The sequence below is a fragment of the Pseudomonas sp. NPDC086112 genome (genome assembly GCF_044746425.1).
In the GTDB taxonomy this organism is placed as follows: domain Bacteria; phylum Pseudomonadota; class Gammaproteobacteria; order Pseudomonadales; family Pseudomonadaceae; genus Aquipseudomonas.
In genome coordinates, this window is record NZ_JBIVCD010000010.1 from 40,132 (window position 1) to 53,061 (window position 12,930).

15 protein-coding genes and 1 pseudogene are annotated in these 12,930 nt (G+C 59.6%); 3 read left to right on the top strand and 13 right to left on the bottom strand.

Going from position 1 to position 12,930, the window contains the following annotated elements:
- Positions 1-138: 138 nt before the first annotated feature.
- The 11 genes and pseudogenes from ACIPLA_RS09795 to ubiE form a co-directional block, all read right to left on the bottom strand.
- Positions 139-1,011: a methyl-accepting chemotaxis protein gene (locus ACIPLA_RS09795; RefSeq protein ID WP_401173070.1), complete on the bottom strand. Its 873-nt coding sequence runs from the start codon at positions 1,009-1,011 to the stop codon at positions 139-141.
- Positions 997-2,076, bottom strand: a pseudogene (locus tag ACIPLA_RS09800) (methyl-accepting chemotaxis protein); the annotation flags it as partial. The gene ACIPLA_RS09795 and the pseudogene ACIPLA_RS09800, both read right to left, overlap by 15 nt.
- Before the next feature lie 239 nt (positions 2,077-2,315).
- On the bottom strand, positions 2,316-3,023 hold the full coding sequence (locus ACIPLA_RS09805) for a 16S rRNA (uracil(1498)-N(3))-methyltransferase (protein WP_008005066.1): 708 nt from the start codon (positions 3,021-3,023) through the stop codon (positions 2,316-2,318).
- On the bottom strand, positions 3,020-3,814 hold the full coding sequence (gene tatC, locus ACIPLA_RS09810) for a twin-arginine translocase subunit TatC (RefSeq protein ID WP_007899282.1): 795 nt from the start codon (positions 3,812-3,814) through the stop codon (positions 3,020-3,022). Before tatC ends, ACIPLA_RS09805 begins: the two co-directional genes overlap by 4 nt.
- On the bottom strand, positions 3,811-4,242 hold the full coding sequence (tatB, locus tag ACIPLA_RS09815; protein ID WP_218397009.1) for a Sec-independent protein translocase protein TatB: 432 nt from the start codon (positions 4,240-4,242) through the stop codon (positions 3,811-3,813). The genes tatC and tatB overlap by 4 nt, the downstream gene beginning before the upstream one ends.
- 10 nt (positions 4,243-4,252) lie before the next feature.
- Entirely contained in the window at positions 4,253-4,531 is a 279-nt protein-coding gene (locus ACIPLA_RS09820; RefSeq protein ID WP_401173028.1) for a twin-arginine translocase TatA/TatE family subunit, read from the bottom strand.
- Between the two features lie 24 nt (positions 4,532-4,555).
- A complete protein-coding gene (locus tag ACIPLA_RS09825; protein WP_003220849.1) occupies positions 4,556-4,888 on the bottom strand; it encodes a phosphoribosyl-ATP diphosphatase in 333 nt (110 codons plus the stop codon).
- Positions 4,881-5,282 (bottom strand): phosphoribosyl-AMP cyclohydrolase, encoded by a 402-nt coding sequence (hisI, locus tag ACIPLA_RS09830; RefSeq protein WP_007909357.1) that lies wholly within the window; start codon positions 5,280-5,282, stop codon positions 4,881-4,883. The genes ACIPLA_RS09825 and hisI overlap by 8 nt, the downstream gene beginning before the upstream one ends.
- A 90-nt stretch (positions 5,283-5,372) precedes the next feature.
- Positions 5,373-6,977, bottom strand: coding sequence for a ubiquinone biosynthesis regulatory protein kinase UbiB (gene ubiB, locus ACIPLA_RS09835; RefSeq protein ID WP_123358798.1), 1,605 nt, complete (start codon positions 6,975-6,977; stop codon positions 5,373-5,375).
- Complete coding sequence (locus ACIPLA_RS09840; RefSeq protein ID WP_401173029.1) at positions 6,974-7,597, bottom strand: SCP2 domain-containing protein; 624 nt, start codon at positions 7,595-7,597, stop codon at positions 6,974-6,976. The genes ubiB and ACIPLA_RS09840 overlap by 4 nt, the downstream gene beginning before the upstream one ends.
- Complete coding sequence (gene ubiE / locus ACIPLA_RS09845) at positions 7,597-8,367, bottom strand: bifunctional demethylmenaquinone methyltransferase/2-methoxy-6-polyprenyl-1,4-benzoquinol methylase UbiE (RefSeq protein WP_123499969.1); 771 nt, start codon at positions 8,365-8,367, stop codon at positions 7,597-7,599. The genes ACIPLA_RS09840 and ubiE overlap by 1 nt, the downstream gene beginning before the upstream one ends.
- Positions 8,368-8,522: 155 nt before the next feature.
- Here ubiE and ACIPLA_RS09850 point away from each other — a divergent pair, with 155 nt between their 5' ends.
- The 3 genes from ACIPLA_RS09850 (at position 8,523) to ACIPLA_RS09860 (ending at position 10,277) form a co-directional block, all read left to right on the top strand.
- Positions 8,523-8,798, top strand: coding sequence for a polyhydroxyalkanoic acid system family protein (locus tag ACIPLA_RS09850; protein WP_007899268.1), 276 nt, complete (start codon positions 8,523-8,525; stop codon positions 8,796-8,798).
- Between the two features lie 245 nt (positions 8,799-9,043).
- On the top strand, positions 9,044-9,466 hold the full coding sequence (locus ACIPLA_RS09855) for a phasin family protein (RefSeq protein ID WP_007899266.1): 423 nt from the start codon (positions 9,044-9,046) through the stop codon (positions 9,464-9,466).
- A gap of 10 nt (positions 9,467-9,476) precedes the next feature.
- A complete protein-coding gene (locus tag ACIPLA_RS09860) occupies positions 9,477-10,277 on the top strand; it encodes a phasin family protein (protein WP_401173030.1) in 801 nt (266 codons plus the stop codon).
- Between the two features lie 176 nt (positions 10,278-10,453).
- On the opposite strand, the gene ACIPLA_RS09865 is transcribed toward ACIPLA_RS09860, so the two are convergent.
- Together ACIPLA_RS09865 and phaC are read right to left on the bottom strand one after the other, a co-directional pair.
- Positions 10,454-11,074, bottom strand: a complete 621-nt coding sequence (locus ACIPLA_RS09865) for a TetR/AcrR family transcriptional regulator (protein WP_218397020.1) — start codon at positions 11,072-11,074, stop codon at positions 10,454-10,456.
- A 59-nt stretch (positions 11,075-11,133) separates the two neighbouring features.
- Complete coding sequence (gene phaC / locus ACIPLA_RS09870) at positions 11,134-12,816, bottom strand: class II poly(R)-hydroxyalkanoic acid synthase (RefSeq protein WP_123499964.1); 1,683 nt, start codon at positions 12,814-12,816, stop codon at positions 11,134-11,136.
- Positions 12,817-12,930: the final 114 nt, after the last annotated feature.

Consider the following 12,930-nt stretch of genomic DNA (forward strand, 5'->3'; position numbering starts at 1 on the left):
GGCGCAAATTCTGTGAGAACGGGGAGAAGCCTTCGCGGGCAAGCCTCGCTCCTACATGGATGGCAGGATTCTGTGGGAGCGGGCTTGCCCGCGATGGCATCAGCCCGGTTTCAAGCGAACCGGGATGCCCGCATCAGCTCAAACCTTGAACCGCCCCACCAGCATCTGCAAATGCGTCCCCAGCCGCGCCAGCTCGACGCTGGAGGCCGCGGTCTCTTCACTGGCGGCCGAGGTCTGCTCGGACACATCACGCACGTTCAGCACGCTGCGGTTGATCTCTTCAGCCACGGCGCTCTGTTGCTCGGCAGCGGCGGCGATCTGCTGGTTCATTGACTGGATCGCCGATACGGTGCGGGTGATGCTTTCCAGCGAGCCACCGGCGCGGCGGGTCAGTTCGACGCTGCTGTCGGTCAGGCCGCGGCTGTTGTCCATGATGGTCGCGACCTGCTGAGTGCCGGTTTGCAGGCCGACGATCAACTCTTCGATTTCTTCGGTGGACTTCTGGGTGCGTTGGGCCAAGCTGCGGACTTCGTCAGCGACCACCGCAAAACCGCGCCCGGCTTCACCGGCACGGGCGGCTTCGATGGCGGCGTTGAGCGCCAGCAGGTTGGTTTGCTGGGCCACGGACTTGATCACATCGAGCACGCTGCCGATCTTGTCGCTTTCGCGTTTCAGATCGCCCATGGCGGCGGTCGAGTTGCCGACTTCGACGGCCAGGCGCTCGATCTGGGCGATGGCTTCGCCGACCACTCTGTCACCCTCGCGGGCTTGTTGGTCGGCGGCGACGGCCGCTTCGGACGCTTCCTCGGCATTGCGCGCGACTTCTTGCACCGTGGCGGTCATTTCATGCATGGCGGTGGCCACCTGATCGGTCTCGACCTTCTGGCTGTTGACCCCGGCGCTGGTCTGCTCGGTGACGGCGGACAGCTCTTCAGCGGCGCTGGCGATCTGGGTCACGCCATCGCTGATGCCACCGATCAGTTCTCGCAGGCCCAGGGTCATGCTTTGCATGGCGCGCTGTAGCTGACCCAGTTCGTCCTGACGTTCTGAAATGAGATTGTGAGTCAGGTCGCCCGCGGCAACACGTTCGGCCACTTTGAGGGTCTGGCTCAGGGGAATGACGATCTGGCGAGTGATGGCCCAGGCCGCGAACAAACCAAAGGCTGACGCCAGGACGGTGGCCAACAGCAGCAGGTTTTTTGCATGTGCCGCATCGGTGTCACGCACGACGGTTTGCGAGACGGTGAGCTTTTTGCTGACGTCGAACAGAATGTCGCCTTGCGCGCTCATGCGTTTGAGGGCCGCAGCGCTGGCGACCTGGGAGTCGCGGAATTGGCTGACCGCCGCGCGATAGGCTTTGAGCGAGTCGGTCGCTTGTTGCAGGTTGGCGATGTGTTGTTCCGGCAGTTGAGACGGCAGGCTTTCGAGGTTTTTCAGAGCATTGCCGATGGCGTCCAGCGCTGGCTGCTCGGCTTCGGGCTTGCCGCTGTAGGTGTAACCGCGGACCTGGAAACGCGCTTGCTGGATCAGCTTGCTCAGGTCGATCACGCTGTTGAACTGGGCGACACTGTCGCCTTGCAGCAGGGATTTTTCGACTTCAGCGACCCGGGCCACGGCGTTATCGGCAGTGGCGCCCAATTTGCTGCGAGCATCTTCGCGGGTGGCGGTAGCCTGAGTCATATCAGCGAAGGCGCGTTTGTACTCGCTGACGGCGGCAAGCTGTTGATCGACCATTGCCACGTCGGCAGGCTGTTCGACCAGCGTACGGGCGGTTTTCAGGCCGGTATCGAGTTGACCGATCAGCTCGTTGACGGCGCCCGGGCCTTGTTCGCCACGGCGCATGTCGTAATCCAGACGGGCGAGACGCAGGTCTTTGGTCAGCTCATTGAGGCTGGAAATAAACCCAAGCGTATCGCCACGGCTGATCACACCGCTCAGGCCGGTCCAGCCGGTAAAGGTGATCAACAAGGTCAGAAGCAGCACCAGACCGAAGCCGACACCCAGTTTGCGATTGACGCTTACATTTCCCAGTTTCTCGGCCAGCCATCGGTACATGCTGCTACTCCCTCGGACCATTAATTGGTTTTATGGGAGCTGTATCGGCAGGCGAGCGGCGTTCTGTAGGCGCGGCGCAATGTTCGGGCGGCGAGGGTTTTGCCCTAATGTTAAGAAATTTGAGCGACGAAGATCCTGTAGGAGCGAGGCTTGCCCGCGAAGAATGCACCGCGGTTTTTCAGGCATGACGCGTCATCGTTCTTCGCGGGCAAGCCTCGCTCCTACAGGTTGCCCCGTCGCCACAGGTGTGATGTTTGACGTTAAAACAGCCGCGAGAGCAGCGCGGTAACGGCAGTTTCAACCCGCAGGATGCGGTCACCAAGTTGCACCGGTTGCAGGCCAGCCTTGCCCAGCAAGTCGATTTCGTAGGGAATCCAGCCGCCTTCGGGGCCGATAGCCAGGGTCACTGGCTCGTCCAGGCCGCGAGGGCAGGGTGGGTAGTTACCGGGATGACCGACCAGGCCGAGGGTGCCTTCGGTAATGGCCGGCAGACGGTCTTCGACAAAGGGCTTGAAACGCTTCTCGATGACGACCTCTGGCAGCACGCTGTCGCGGGCTTGTTCAAGACCCAGGATCAATTGCTCGCGAATCGCCTCGGGCTCCAGGAACGGGGTTTGCCAGAAACTCTTCTCGACGCGATAGCTGTTCACCAGCACGATGCGCGGCACACCCATGGCGGCCACGGTCTGAAACACTCGGCGGAGCATTTTCGGTCGCGGCAAAGCCAGCACCAAAGTCAGAGGCAGCTTGGCCGGTGGCGGCTGGTCGAGGGTGACGCGCAACTCGGCTTCATCGGCGTCCAGGCGCAGCAACTCGGCTGAGCCCATCAAGCCGCCGATACGTCCGACCCGCAGGCTGTCGCCAACCACCGAGCGGTGGACTTCCTGCATGTGGGTCAACCGGCGATCGCGCAAGATCGCCCGGTCGGCCGCAATGAAGTCGGCCTCTTCGAGGAGCAGCAGGTTCACGCTTGGGTCGCTGGTGGCTGGTCGTTGTGATCGTCAGCTGGCTGGTCGTCCGGATGCTCGCCACGCTTGCTGATCAGGCTGCCGAACAGGATGCCGATTTCGAACAGCAACCACATCGGTACAGCTAGCAACGTCTGCGAGAAGATGTCCGGCGGCGTCAGGATCATGCCGACCACGAAGCAGCCGATGATCACGTACGGGCGGATTTTCTTCAGGTAGGCGACGTTGACCACGCCGATCCACACCAGCAGCACCACAGCCACCGGAATTTCGAACGCCACGCCGAAGGCGAAGAACAGCGTCATGACGAAATCGAGGTAGCTGGTAATGTCGGTCATCATTTCCACGCCGGCCGGGGTGGCGGCGGCGAAGAACTTGAAGATCAACGGGAACACCAGGAAATAGGCGAAGGCCATGCCGGTGTAGAACAGCAGAATGCTGGAGACCAGCAACGGCACTGCGATGCGCTTCTCATGCTTGTACAGGCCTGGCGCGATAAAGCCCCAGATCTGGTGCAGGATCACCGGGATCGCCAGGAACAGCGAGACCATCATGGTTAGTTTCAGCGGCGTCAGGAACGGCGACGACACGTCGGTGGCGATCATCGTCGCGCCGGCCGGCAGGTACTGGCGCAGCGGTGTGGAGACGAAGGTGTAGATCTGCTGGGTGAAGGCGAACAGCCCGGCAAAAATGATGAACACCGCCACGACACAACGCAGCAGGCGAGTGCGCAACTCGGTGAGGTGCGAAACCAGCGGCATGTGCTGGTCGTTTTCGGGGAGATCGCTCATGGGGCTCGCGGCGGCAAAGTGGTGTCGTGAGGCGCCGGCGTTGTCGGCGCGGCGGCAGGAGCAACAGGTTCTACTGAAGGTGCAGGTGCAGGTGCAGCGGCTGCAACTACCGGCGTAGCCTCAGTCGCAGGCGCATGAATTGTCTGCGTCGCCACAGGTTCCACCGGCGTCGGCTCCTGTTGAGTCGGCGTGAAGATCTTCCGCGCCTCCTGCTCCAGGGACAGAATGTGCTCGTTGTGCAGTTGCCGGCGAATCTCGTCGGCACCGATTTCACGTTCAACTTCCTGTTTGATCGCGTTGAAGCTGCGCTTCAGCCGCCCGACCCACAGGCCGGCGGTGCGCGCAGCACCCGGCAGACGCTCGGGGCCCAGCACCAGCAGGGCGACGAGGCCGACGAGCAGCAGTTCAGAGAAGCTGATACCAAACATTAGTCAGTGCTCACGAGTCTTTGCGGATCGGCTCTTCGACTTTTTGCGCCTGCACGTCGATGGTGTGCGGCGGGTTCACGGACTGTGTGGTCTGTGGTTGAGCTGGCGGAACCGGTTGGGCCGGGGTCGCTGTCGGGTCGGCCGCTTTCTCGTCGTCGTTCATGGCTTTACGAAAGCCCTTGATCGACTCGCCCACGTCAGTGCCGAGGTTTTTCAGCTTCTTGGTGCCGAACACCAGCACCACGACAACCAGGATGACGATCCAGTGTTTCCAGTCAAAAATGCCCATGCTGCGTTCCTCTCTAATAGTTGTTCAGGCGGACGGGCGAGAGGCTTTCTCGACGTGTCCGGACAGACCGAAGCGACGGTCCAGTTCATCAAGCACAGCCTGTGGATGCTGCCCCAACTGGGCGAGCATGACCATGCTGTGGAACCACAAATCGGCGGTCTCGTAGATCACATCGCTGCAGTCACCGCTGATGGCGGCATCCTTGGCGGCAATGATGGTTTCGACCGACTCTTCGCCGACTTTTTCCAGAATCTTGTTCAAACCCTTGTGGTACAGGCTGGCGACATACGAGCTGTCGGCGGCGGCGCCTTTGCGCTCTTCCAGTACTTGAGCCAGACGGGTCAAAGTGTCACTCATGTTTGTGTCCTGCGGAATAGATAGCGTGCGGGTCTTTCAGCACCGGGTCGACGGTTTTCCAGTCGCCGTTTTCGAAGACGCGATAGAAGCAGCTCTGACGGCCTGTATGGCAGGCGATGTCGCCGATCTGCTCAACCATCAGGATGATCACGTCAGCGTCACAGTCCAGGCGCATCTCATGCAGGGTTTGCACGTGGCCGGACTCTTCGCCCTTGCGCCACAGCTTGCCACGGGAACGTGACCAGTAAATGGCACGGTTCTCGGCGGCGGTCAATTCCAGTGCTTCGCGGTTCATCCAGGCCATCATCAGGACGCGTCCGGTCTTGTGATCCTGGGCAATCGCCGGCACCAGGCCGTCGGCGTCCCACTTGATCTCGTCCAGCCAGTTTTTCATCTTCGACTCCGACGCGGGCTCTACTTCAATAGTTGAGGCCAATGTTCAAATTCAGCGTTCAAACAGTGTGCCAGCCGATCATCCAACTGGCTATCGGCGAACGACCAGATACAAGCCGACCGCCACCATGATTCCGGCGGGCCAGTGCCCCAGTTCGTTCAACGGGCCACCGGCGGCGAGTATCGTGCCACCCGCCAGGTGAGCGGTGCCGAGCAACCGCAGGAACCAGTCATCCTTGCGTTTGTGCCAAGGGGGAGGCGGGTCGTTGGCGTGGGGCTGGGACATGCGCTCGAGCAGGTCGCGGGCCATGTTGGCCAGGTGCGGGATCTGCTCGAACTGGCTCTGCACGTTGCCTAACAAGGCTTTGGGGCTGACGCGCTCGCGCATCCAGCGTTCGAGGAACGGCTGGGCGGTGTTCCACAGATCGAGGTCCGGGTACAGCTGACGGCCCAGACCTTCGATGTTCAACAGGGTTTTTTGCAACAATACCAACTGCGGCTGCACTTCCATGTTGAAACGTCGAGCGGTCTGGAACAGGCGCATCAGCACCTGACCGAAGGAAATATCTTTTAACGGTTTTTCGAAGATCGGCTCGCACACGGTACGGATCGCTGCTTCGAATTCGTTGAGTTTGGTTTCCGCCGGCACCCAGCCCGAATCGATGTGCAACTGCGCGACACGCCGGTAATCACGTTTGAAGAACGCGAACAGGTTGCGCGCCAGATAGTCCTGGTCTTCCGGGGTCAGGCTGCCGACGATGCCGCAGTCGATCGCAATGTACTGCGGGCTCCACGGTTGCACGGTGCTGACGAAGATGTTGCCGGGGTGCATGTCGGCGTGAAAGAAGCTGTCGCGGAACACTTGGGTGAAGAAAATCTCCACGCCCCGCTCGGCGAGCATTTTCATGTCGGTGCGCTGGTCGGCCAGGGTCGCGAGGTCGGTGACCTGAATCCCGTAGATGCGCTCCATCACCAGCACTTTCGGCCGGCACCAGTCCCAATAGACTTGCGGCACATACAGCAGCGGCGAGCCCTCGAAATTGCGCTTCAGCTGGCTGGCGTTAGCCGCCTCGCGCAGCAGGTCGAGTTCGTCGTAGATGGTTTTTTCGTAGTCGCTGACCACGTCTACCGGGTGCAGCAAGCGAGCGTCGGCCGAGAGTTTTTCCGCGGCGCGGGCGAGGATGAACAGCCACGCGAGGTCTTGGGCAATGATCGGTTTCAGACCCGGGCGGATCACCTTGACGACGACTTCTTCGCCGGTTTTCAGCTGCGCGGCATGCACTTGCGCCACCGAAGCCGAGGCCAGCGGTTCGACGTCGAAACGGCTGAAGACTTCACTGATTTTTTTGCCGAGCTGCTCTTCGATCAGCCGGATCGACACTTGCGAGTCGAACGGCGGCACGCGGTCCTGCAGCTTCATCAGTTCATCGGCGATGTCTTCGGGCAACAGGTCGCGGCGTGTGGACAGGATTTGGCCGAACTTGATGAAAATCGGCCCCAGGTCCTGCAGCGCCAGGCGCAGTCGCGCGCCACGGCTCAGGTCCAGCGTCTTGCGCGGAAACCAGCGCCACGGCAAGGCATAGCGCAGCGCCAGCAAAAACCAGGGCAGTGGCAGGGCGAACAGCAAGTCATCGAGGCGGTAGCGAATCACAACGCGCTGGATGCGCAACAAACGGCGGACGGCAAGCAGCTTCATGCGTTATCGCTTGGGTCGAGGGATCGGAAAAGGCGCTCGAAACGCGCCTCGAGACGTTCCAGATCGAGCTTGATCTGGTCCAGTTCATTAAAACGGGCGTCCGCTTCGCGCTGACCGACGAGGGCGCGCGATTCTTCGGCCAGGTATTCACCCAGGTTCTGATTCAGGCTGGCGAACCCTTGTTGATACCAGCGTGCGCGACTGCGCAGGTGACCGCCGACCAGTTGCGTGGCCACAGGTCCCAGCCAGCGCGAGAGTTCGTACTCCCAGTCCAGTTCGAGGTCCTGAAGGATCGCCGCCAGTTCCAGCAGCAGGCCGCTGTCGCCGTCGAGTTCGACTTCTGGCGCATGCAGAACCGAAGTCTTGTCCTTGCTCGTCGCCAGTTTCAGCAGGCTTGAGGCCGGTGCGCGCAAGGTACAGTCGGCACCGGTTTCCCACTGAGAGGCGAGCATCAGGCCTTCATCGCTGGGCAGGATGAACAGTTGCAGCGCCGGGCTGCGGCAGTCGACGGCAATCACCCTGCCACTCAAATGCGCCAGCCGCGGCAGCGCCGTGCTGTCGAGACGCAGCACCCGGTTCAGGCCGAGCTCAACGCTGGCAAGCAGGCCGGCCAGCAGCATCAGGGCTTGATGCCGCGGTGCAGGGCGACGATGCCTGCGGTCATGTTGTGATAGGTCACGCGATCGAAACCGGCCTCGACCATCATCGACTTCAGGGTTTCCTGATTCGGGTGCATGCGGATCGATTCGGCCAGGTAGCGATAGCTTTCCGAGTCGTTGGTGATCAGCTTGCCCATCAGCGGCATGAAGGCGAACGAGTAGGCGTCGTAGGCTTTGGACATCAGTGCGTTGGTCGGTTTGGAGAATTCCAGCACCAGCAAACGGCCGCCCGGTTTCAGTACGCGCAGCATCGAGCGCAGGGCGTCTTCTTTATGGGTAACGTTGCGCAGGCCGAAAGCGATGGTCACGCAATCGAAATGGTTGTCCGGGAACGGCAGCTTTTCAGCGTCGGCCTGGACGAATTCGACGTTGCCGGACACACCCAGATCCAGCAGGCGGTCACGACCGACCTTGAGCATGGATTCGTTGATGTCGGCCAGAACGACCTGGCCCGTCGGGCCAACGAGGTGCGAAAACTTTTTGGTCAGGTCGCCGGTGCCGCCGGCGATGTCCAGCACGCGGTTACCGGTGCGCACGCCCGACAGTTCGATTGCGAAGCGCTTCCACAGGCGGTGCATGCCGCCCGACAGGAGGTCGTTCATCAGGTCGTACTTGGCGGCTACCGAGTGGAAAACCTCAGCGACTTTTTCCGCTTTCTGGCTTTCCGGAACGTTTTTGAAGCCGAAGTGAGTGGTGGGTTCGGCATCGCTGCCTTTGCGCTGATCAGTCATATCGCTGTCACCAAAAGAGAATGCGGGACATTCTAATCCTGGTGGCCTGCTTTGTCTTGGCAAGGCTGAAGGTAAGATAGGCAACTACCGGGACGTTTTGACGCATGCAGGGTCAAGATGTCTTGAGCAAGTCACGATAAAGCAGGAGTCATTCGATGGCCCGTATTAGTGTTGAGCGTGCCCACGGCCTGGGTAAGGAAGCGGCCCGCGAGAAGGCCGACAAGTTGGCGCAGAAACTGTCCGAACAATATGGCCTGGAGCCGCAGTGGTCTGGCGACACTCTGAACCTCAGACGCTCGGGCGTAAAAGGGGCGGTGTATGTGGGCGAGGACTCGATCAAGGTCGATGTCGAACTGGGCCTGTTGATGTCTGCCATGAGCGGCACGATCAAATCGGAAATCGAAAGGGCGCTCGATAAAGCGTTGGCATAATCCGGTCGTTGTGTGAAATACGATTAATGTGGGAGCGGGCTTGCTCGCGAATGCGGTGTGTCAGTCGACATCAATGCTGAATGACACACCGCATTCGCGAGCAAGCCCGCTCCCACAGGTTCGGCGGCGTACCTACTTGTTTATGTCACTTGTTAGGGTGCCGTTTCTAATTATTCTCACTACTTTGTGCCTGAGCCCGACTCTCTGCGGGCAGTTCCTCGACCCTTCTGCGCGTGAGGTGCACCATGGCCAAAGTTATTTTGAAGAAAAAAGTCGACGTTGAAACTAACGCTCTGGGCGACGTCAAATCGTATGCCCGCAAGATCTGGCTCGCTGGCCTGGGTGCTTACACCAAGGTCGGCCAAGAGGGTAGCGAGTACGTTCAAGAGCTGATCAAGGCTGGTCAAGCTGTTGAAAAGAAAGGCAAAAAAGTAGTCACTGAAAAACTTGAAGCGGCCAATGCCGAGATCGATGAAGCCAAGAGTGAAGTGAGCACTTTCAAAGGCAAAGTCGAACTTCAACTCGACAAAGTCGAAAGGGCTTTCGATACACGTATCGCAAGTGCCTTGAATCGTATCGGCATTCCGTCTAAACATGACGTTGAGACACTCTCTGCTAAGCTCGATGAGCTGACGGCATTGCTCGAACGTGTCGCGCGTAAATCTTAAGGAGAACGGGATGGCTGGTAAAAAGAATACTGAAAAAGAAGGCAGCTCGTGGATCGGGAAGGTCGAAGACTACTCCCGCAAGATCTGGCTGGCTGGTTTAGGCGTGTACTCGAAGATCGACACTGACGGCAGCAAGCTCTTCGATACATTGGTTAAGGACGGCGAGAAAGCCGAGAAGCTCACCAAGAGCGCTGTCGGCAAGAAAGTCGATGCCGCCAAGGACTCCGCTTCGTCGGCCAAGTCGCGCATCAGCGGCGTGAAAGATCGTGCACTGGGCAAATGGGATGAGCTGGAAGGGGCTTTCGACAAGCGTCTGAACAGCGCCATTTCGCGCCTGGGTGTACCGAGCCGCAATGAGGTCAAGGCACTGCACAGCAAGGTCGATACCCTGACCAAGCAAATCGAAAAACTCACCGGTGCCAAGGTTGCGCCTGTTGTGGCGAAAACCGCGGCGGCCAAACCGGCGGCCAAAAGCGTAGCCAAACCATTGGCCAAGGCTGCCGCCAAACCGGCAACCAAAACTGCCGCGGCGAAACCTGCAGCCAAAGCGGCCGCAAAACCAGCCGCTAAACCGGCGGCCAAACCTGCAGCTAAAACCGCAGCAGCCAAACCCGCCGCTGCGAAAAAGCCGGCAGCCAAGAAGCCTGCAGTGAAAAAACCGGCCGCCCCGAAAGCGGCTGCACCGAAACCAGTAGTGGCTGCCGCCAAGCCGGTAACCCCGGTCAGCACGGCGAACTCCGCCACTGCTCCGACACCTGCTGTAACCCCGACTGCTGCGCCGGCTCCATCGACGCCAACCAGTCAGTCCTGATTTCAGGACTAAAAAAACGCCCGGCCTGCGAAGGTCGGGCGTTTTTGTTTGTGCATGGATTCCAGAAAGCACCACACATCCAATGTGGGAGCGGGCTTGCTCGCGAAAGCGGTGGGTCAATCGACATCAATGTTGAATGATGAGTAGCTTTCGCGAGCAAGCCCGCTCCCACAGGGTTAGTCGTGCTCTTCGAGGTACTGCAACGCCAACCGCTCGGTCGCAACCTTGACAGGCGGCAGCAAGTGCGGCGCCACCAGCATCATGATCTGATACACCACCAGTCGCACTTCACCTTCACGGTCGAGAATTCGCTGATAGTCCAGTGAGAACAGCAACGTCATGGTGATTTGTTCCACCAGTTGCCCCAGCGCCTGGGTGTCACTGACCAACTGACCTTGAGCTTTCAATTGCGCCAGCAATGAAGCCAGTGTGCGCTTCAACGCATTGAGCAGGTTGCGTATCCCCTTGGCCAGTTTCGGCAGGCGGCCGGCAAGGTTCGACAGGTCCTGGAACAGAAACCGGTAATGGGCCAGGCGTTCGATGATCAGGTGCAGGAACAGCCAGTAATCTTCAGGCGCCAATTCCACATCGGACGGTGGGTCGAGCAAGGGCGTCAACTCGGCCTGGAAACGCTCGAACAGCCCAAGGATCAGCGGTTCCTTGCCGTGGAAATGGTAGTAGAGGTTGCCCGGGCTGATGCCCATTTCGTTGGCCACTTCCATGGTGGACACATTCGGTTCGCCCTTCTGATTGAACAACTGCAGGGCACATTCGAGAATCCGGTCGCGGGTTTTCATCCAGTCTTCTTAATGGTCGAGTCATGCCACGGCCATTGGTGGCCGTGGTTCGTTAAACATCAGCGCACGCGCACGTAAGTACCGGGTGCCGCCTCCATCGGTGGATAGTTCTGGTTGCCGAGGGTCATCCGGGTTTCGTGTTGTGCACCGGAGCGTTCCTGAATCCAGTCCAGCCATTGCGTCCACCAACTACCGTCGACGCGCTTGGCGTCGTAATACCAGGCCCGCGGGTCGCTGCTCAGTTTCGGATTCTCGACGTAGTTGGCTTTCGGATTGTTCGGCGGGTTGAGAATGCTCTGTACATGACCGCTGTTGGACAGCACGAAGCGCCGCTCGCCCCCCAGCAGTAAAGTCGAGCGATACACCGCATCCCACGGGGTGATGTGATCATTCATGCCTGCCACGCTGAAGCTGTCGACGGTGACTTTCTGCAGGTCGATCGGTGTGCCGCACACTTCCAGCCCGCCCGGATGACTCAGCGGGTTGTGCTTGAAGAAATCCAGCAGGTCGCCATGAAACGCTGCTGGCAGACGCGTGTTGTCATTGTTCCAGTAGAGGATGTCGAACGCCGGCGGCTCCTTGCCCATCAGGTAGTTATTGACGAAGTAATTCCAGATCAAGTCGTTGGGACGCATCCAGGCAAACACCCTGGCCATGTCACTACCTTCCAGAACGCCCTTCTGATACGAGCGGCGCTTGGCCGCTTCCAGCGTTTGTTCGTCGGCGAAGAGGGTAGCCGGGCTGTCTATCTGACTGTCGAGCATGCTGACCAGGTAGGTCGCGCTGGATACTCGTCGTAGCTGTCGCTTGGCCTGCAAATGCCCTTGCAATGCGGCAATGGTCAGCCCACCGGCACAGGCCCCCATCAAGTTGACCTCGCGCGCTCCGGTGATTGCCCGGCACACATTCATCGCTTCTTCAGTGGCTTCGACGTAAGACGACAATCCCCATTCGCGATGACGCACATCGGGATTGCGCCAGCTGATAACGAAGGTCTGCAAACCGTTTTTAAGGGCGAACTGAACGAAGCTGTTGTTGGGGCTCAAATCGAAGATGTAGTACTTGTTGATCTGTGGCGGCACGATCAGCAATGGCTTGGAATACTGCTTTTCGCTCATCGGCTTGTACTGGATCAGCTCCAGCAGCTCATTGCGAAACACCACCGAGCCGGTAGTGGTGGCGACCGTTTTGCCCACCTCGAATGCTTGTTTGGTGACTTGTCTTGGCAGGCCGTTGTTGTGCAGGACATCGTCGACCAGATGGCCGATACCCCGCACCAGACTATTGCCGCCGGAGTTGAAAAACTCTTTGATCGCCAGCGGATTGAGCAGGGTGTTGGACGGCGCCACGGCGTCATTGATCAAGGCAAAGGCAAAGTGGGCGCGGGCACGATCGTCCGGGCTCATGTTGCTTTCGTCGATCCAGCTTTTGACTTCTTTCTGCCAGCTCAGATAGGCCTGCAGGCTGCGGCGATAAAAGGGATTGAGGCTCCACGTCGGGTCGGCAAAGCGACTGTCTTGCGGGTTGGTCGGATGCAGGGTTTCACCCAACAACACGCGGCCCAACTGGCCGCCCAGCTTCAAGGCATGCCGGGCCGTATACACCGGGTTGCGCAGGCCGTGGGTGGCCAGGCTGCGCAAGGTCGAAAGCAGGTCCCGGCCGCGCAGACCGGTAACCGCACTCTGAGCATTGATGAATGCAGCGGGAGTGGGCAAAGAGCCCTTCGCTGGTTTGTCGCGCATGAGTTAACACTCCTTCGTCATCAGGCCAAAAACAAACACACCCGAACAAAACACCATAGACGTTGTTGCGGGTTGTTGCGCGGCACGGCCTCCTGCCGACTCCTTTTCATAAAT

Bases quoted from the DNA above. Each gene is read 5' to 3' on its own strand.
- ACIPLA_RS09855 (WP_007899266.1), top strand. From the start codon at position 9,044: ATGGCCAAAGTTATTTTGAAGAAAAAAGTCGACGTTGAAACTAACGCT.
- tatB (WP_218397009.1), bottom strand. From the start codon at position 4,242: ATGTTTGGTATCAGCTTCTCTGAACTGCTGCTCGTCGGCCTCGTCGCC.
- ACIPLA_RS09820 (WP_401173028.1), bottom strand. From the start codon at position 4,531: ATGGGCATTTTTGACTGGAAACACTGGATCGTCATCCTGGTTGTCGTG.
- ubiE (WP_123499969.1), bottom strand. From the start codon at position 8,367: ATGACTGATCAGCGCAAAGGCAGCGATGCCGAACCCACCACTCACTTC.
- phaC (WP_123499964.1), bottom strand. From the start codon at position 12,816: ATGCGCGACAAACCAGCGAAGGGCTCTTTGCCCACTCCCGCTGCATTC.
- hisI (WP_007909357.1), bottom strand. From the start codon at position 5,282: ATGAAAAACTGGCTGGACGAGATCAAGTGGGACGCCGACGGCCTGGTG.
- tatC (WP_007899282.1), bottom strand. From the start codon at position 3,814: ATGAGCGATCTCCCCGAAAACGACCAGCACATGCCGCTGGTTTCGCAC.
- ACIPLA_RS09865 (WP_218397020.1), bottom strand. From the start codon at position 11,074: ATGAAAACCCGCGACCGGATTCTCGAATGTGCCCTGCAGTTGTTCAAT.
- ACIPLA_RS09840 (WP_401173029.1), bottom strand. From the start codon at position 7,597: ATGCTGCTGGCCGGCCTGCTTGCCAGCGTTGAGCTCGGCCTGAACCGG.
- ubiB (WP_123358798.1), bottom strand. From the start codon at position 6,977: ATGAAGCTGCTTGCCGTCCGCCGTTTGTTGCGCATCCAGCGCGTTGTG.
- ACIPLA_RS09795 (WP_401173070.1), bottom strand. From the start codon at position 1,011: ATGCAAAGCATGACCCTGGGCCTGCGAGAACTGATCGGTGGCATCAGC.
- ACIPLA_RS09850 (WP_007899268.1), top strand. From the start codon at position 8,523: ATGGCCCGTATTAGTGTTGAGCGTGCCCACGGCCTGGGTAAGGAAGCG.
- ACIPLA_RS09860 (WP_401173030.1), top strand. From the start codon at position 9,477: ATGGCTGGTAAAAAGAATACTGAAAAAGAAGGCAGCTCGTGGATCGGG.
- ACIPLA_RS09825 (WP_003220849.1), bottom strand. From the start codon at position 4,888: ATGAGTGACACTTTGACCCGTCTGGCTCAAGTACTGGAAGAGCGCAAA.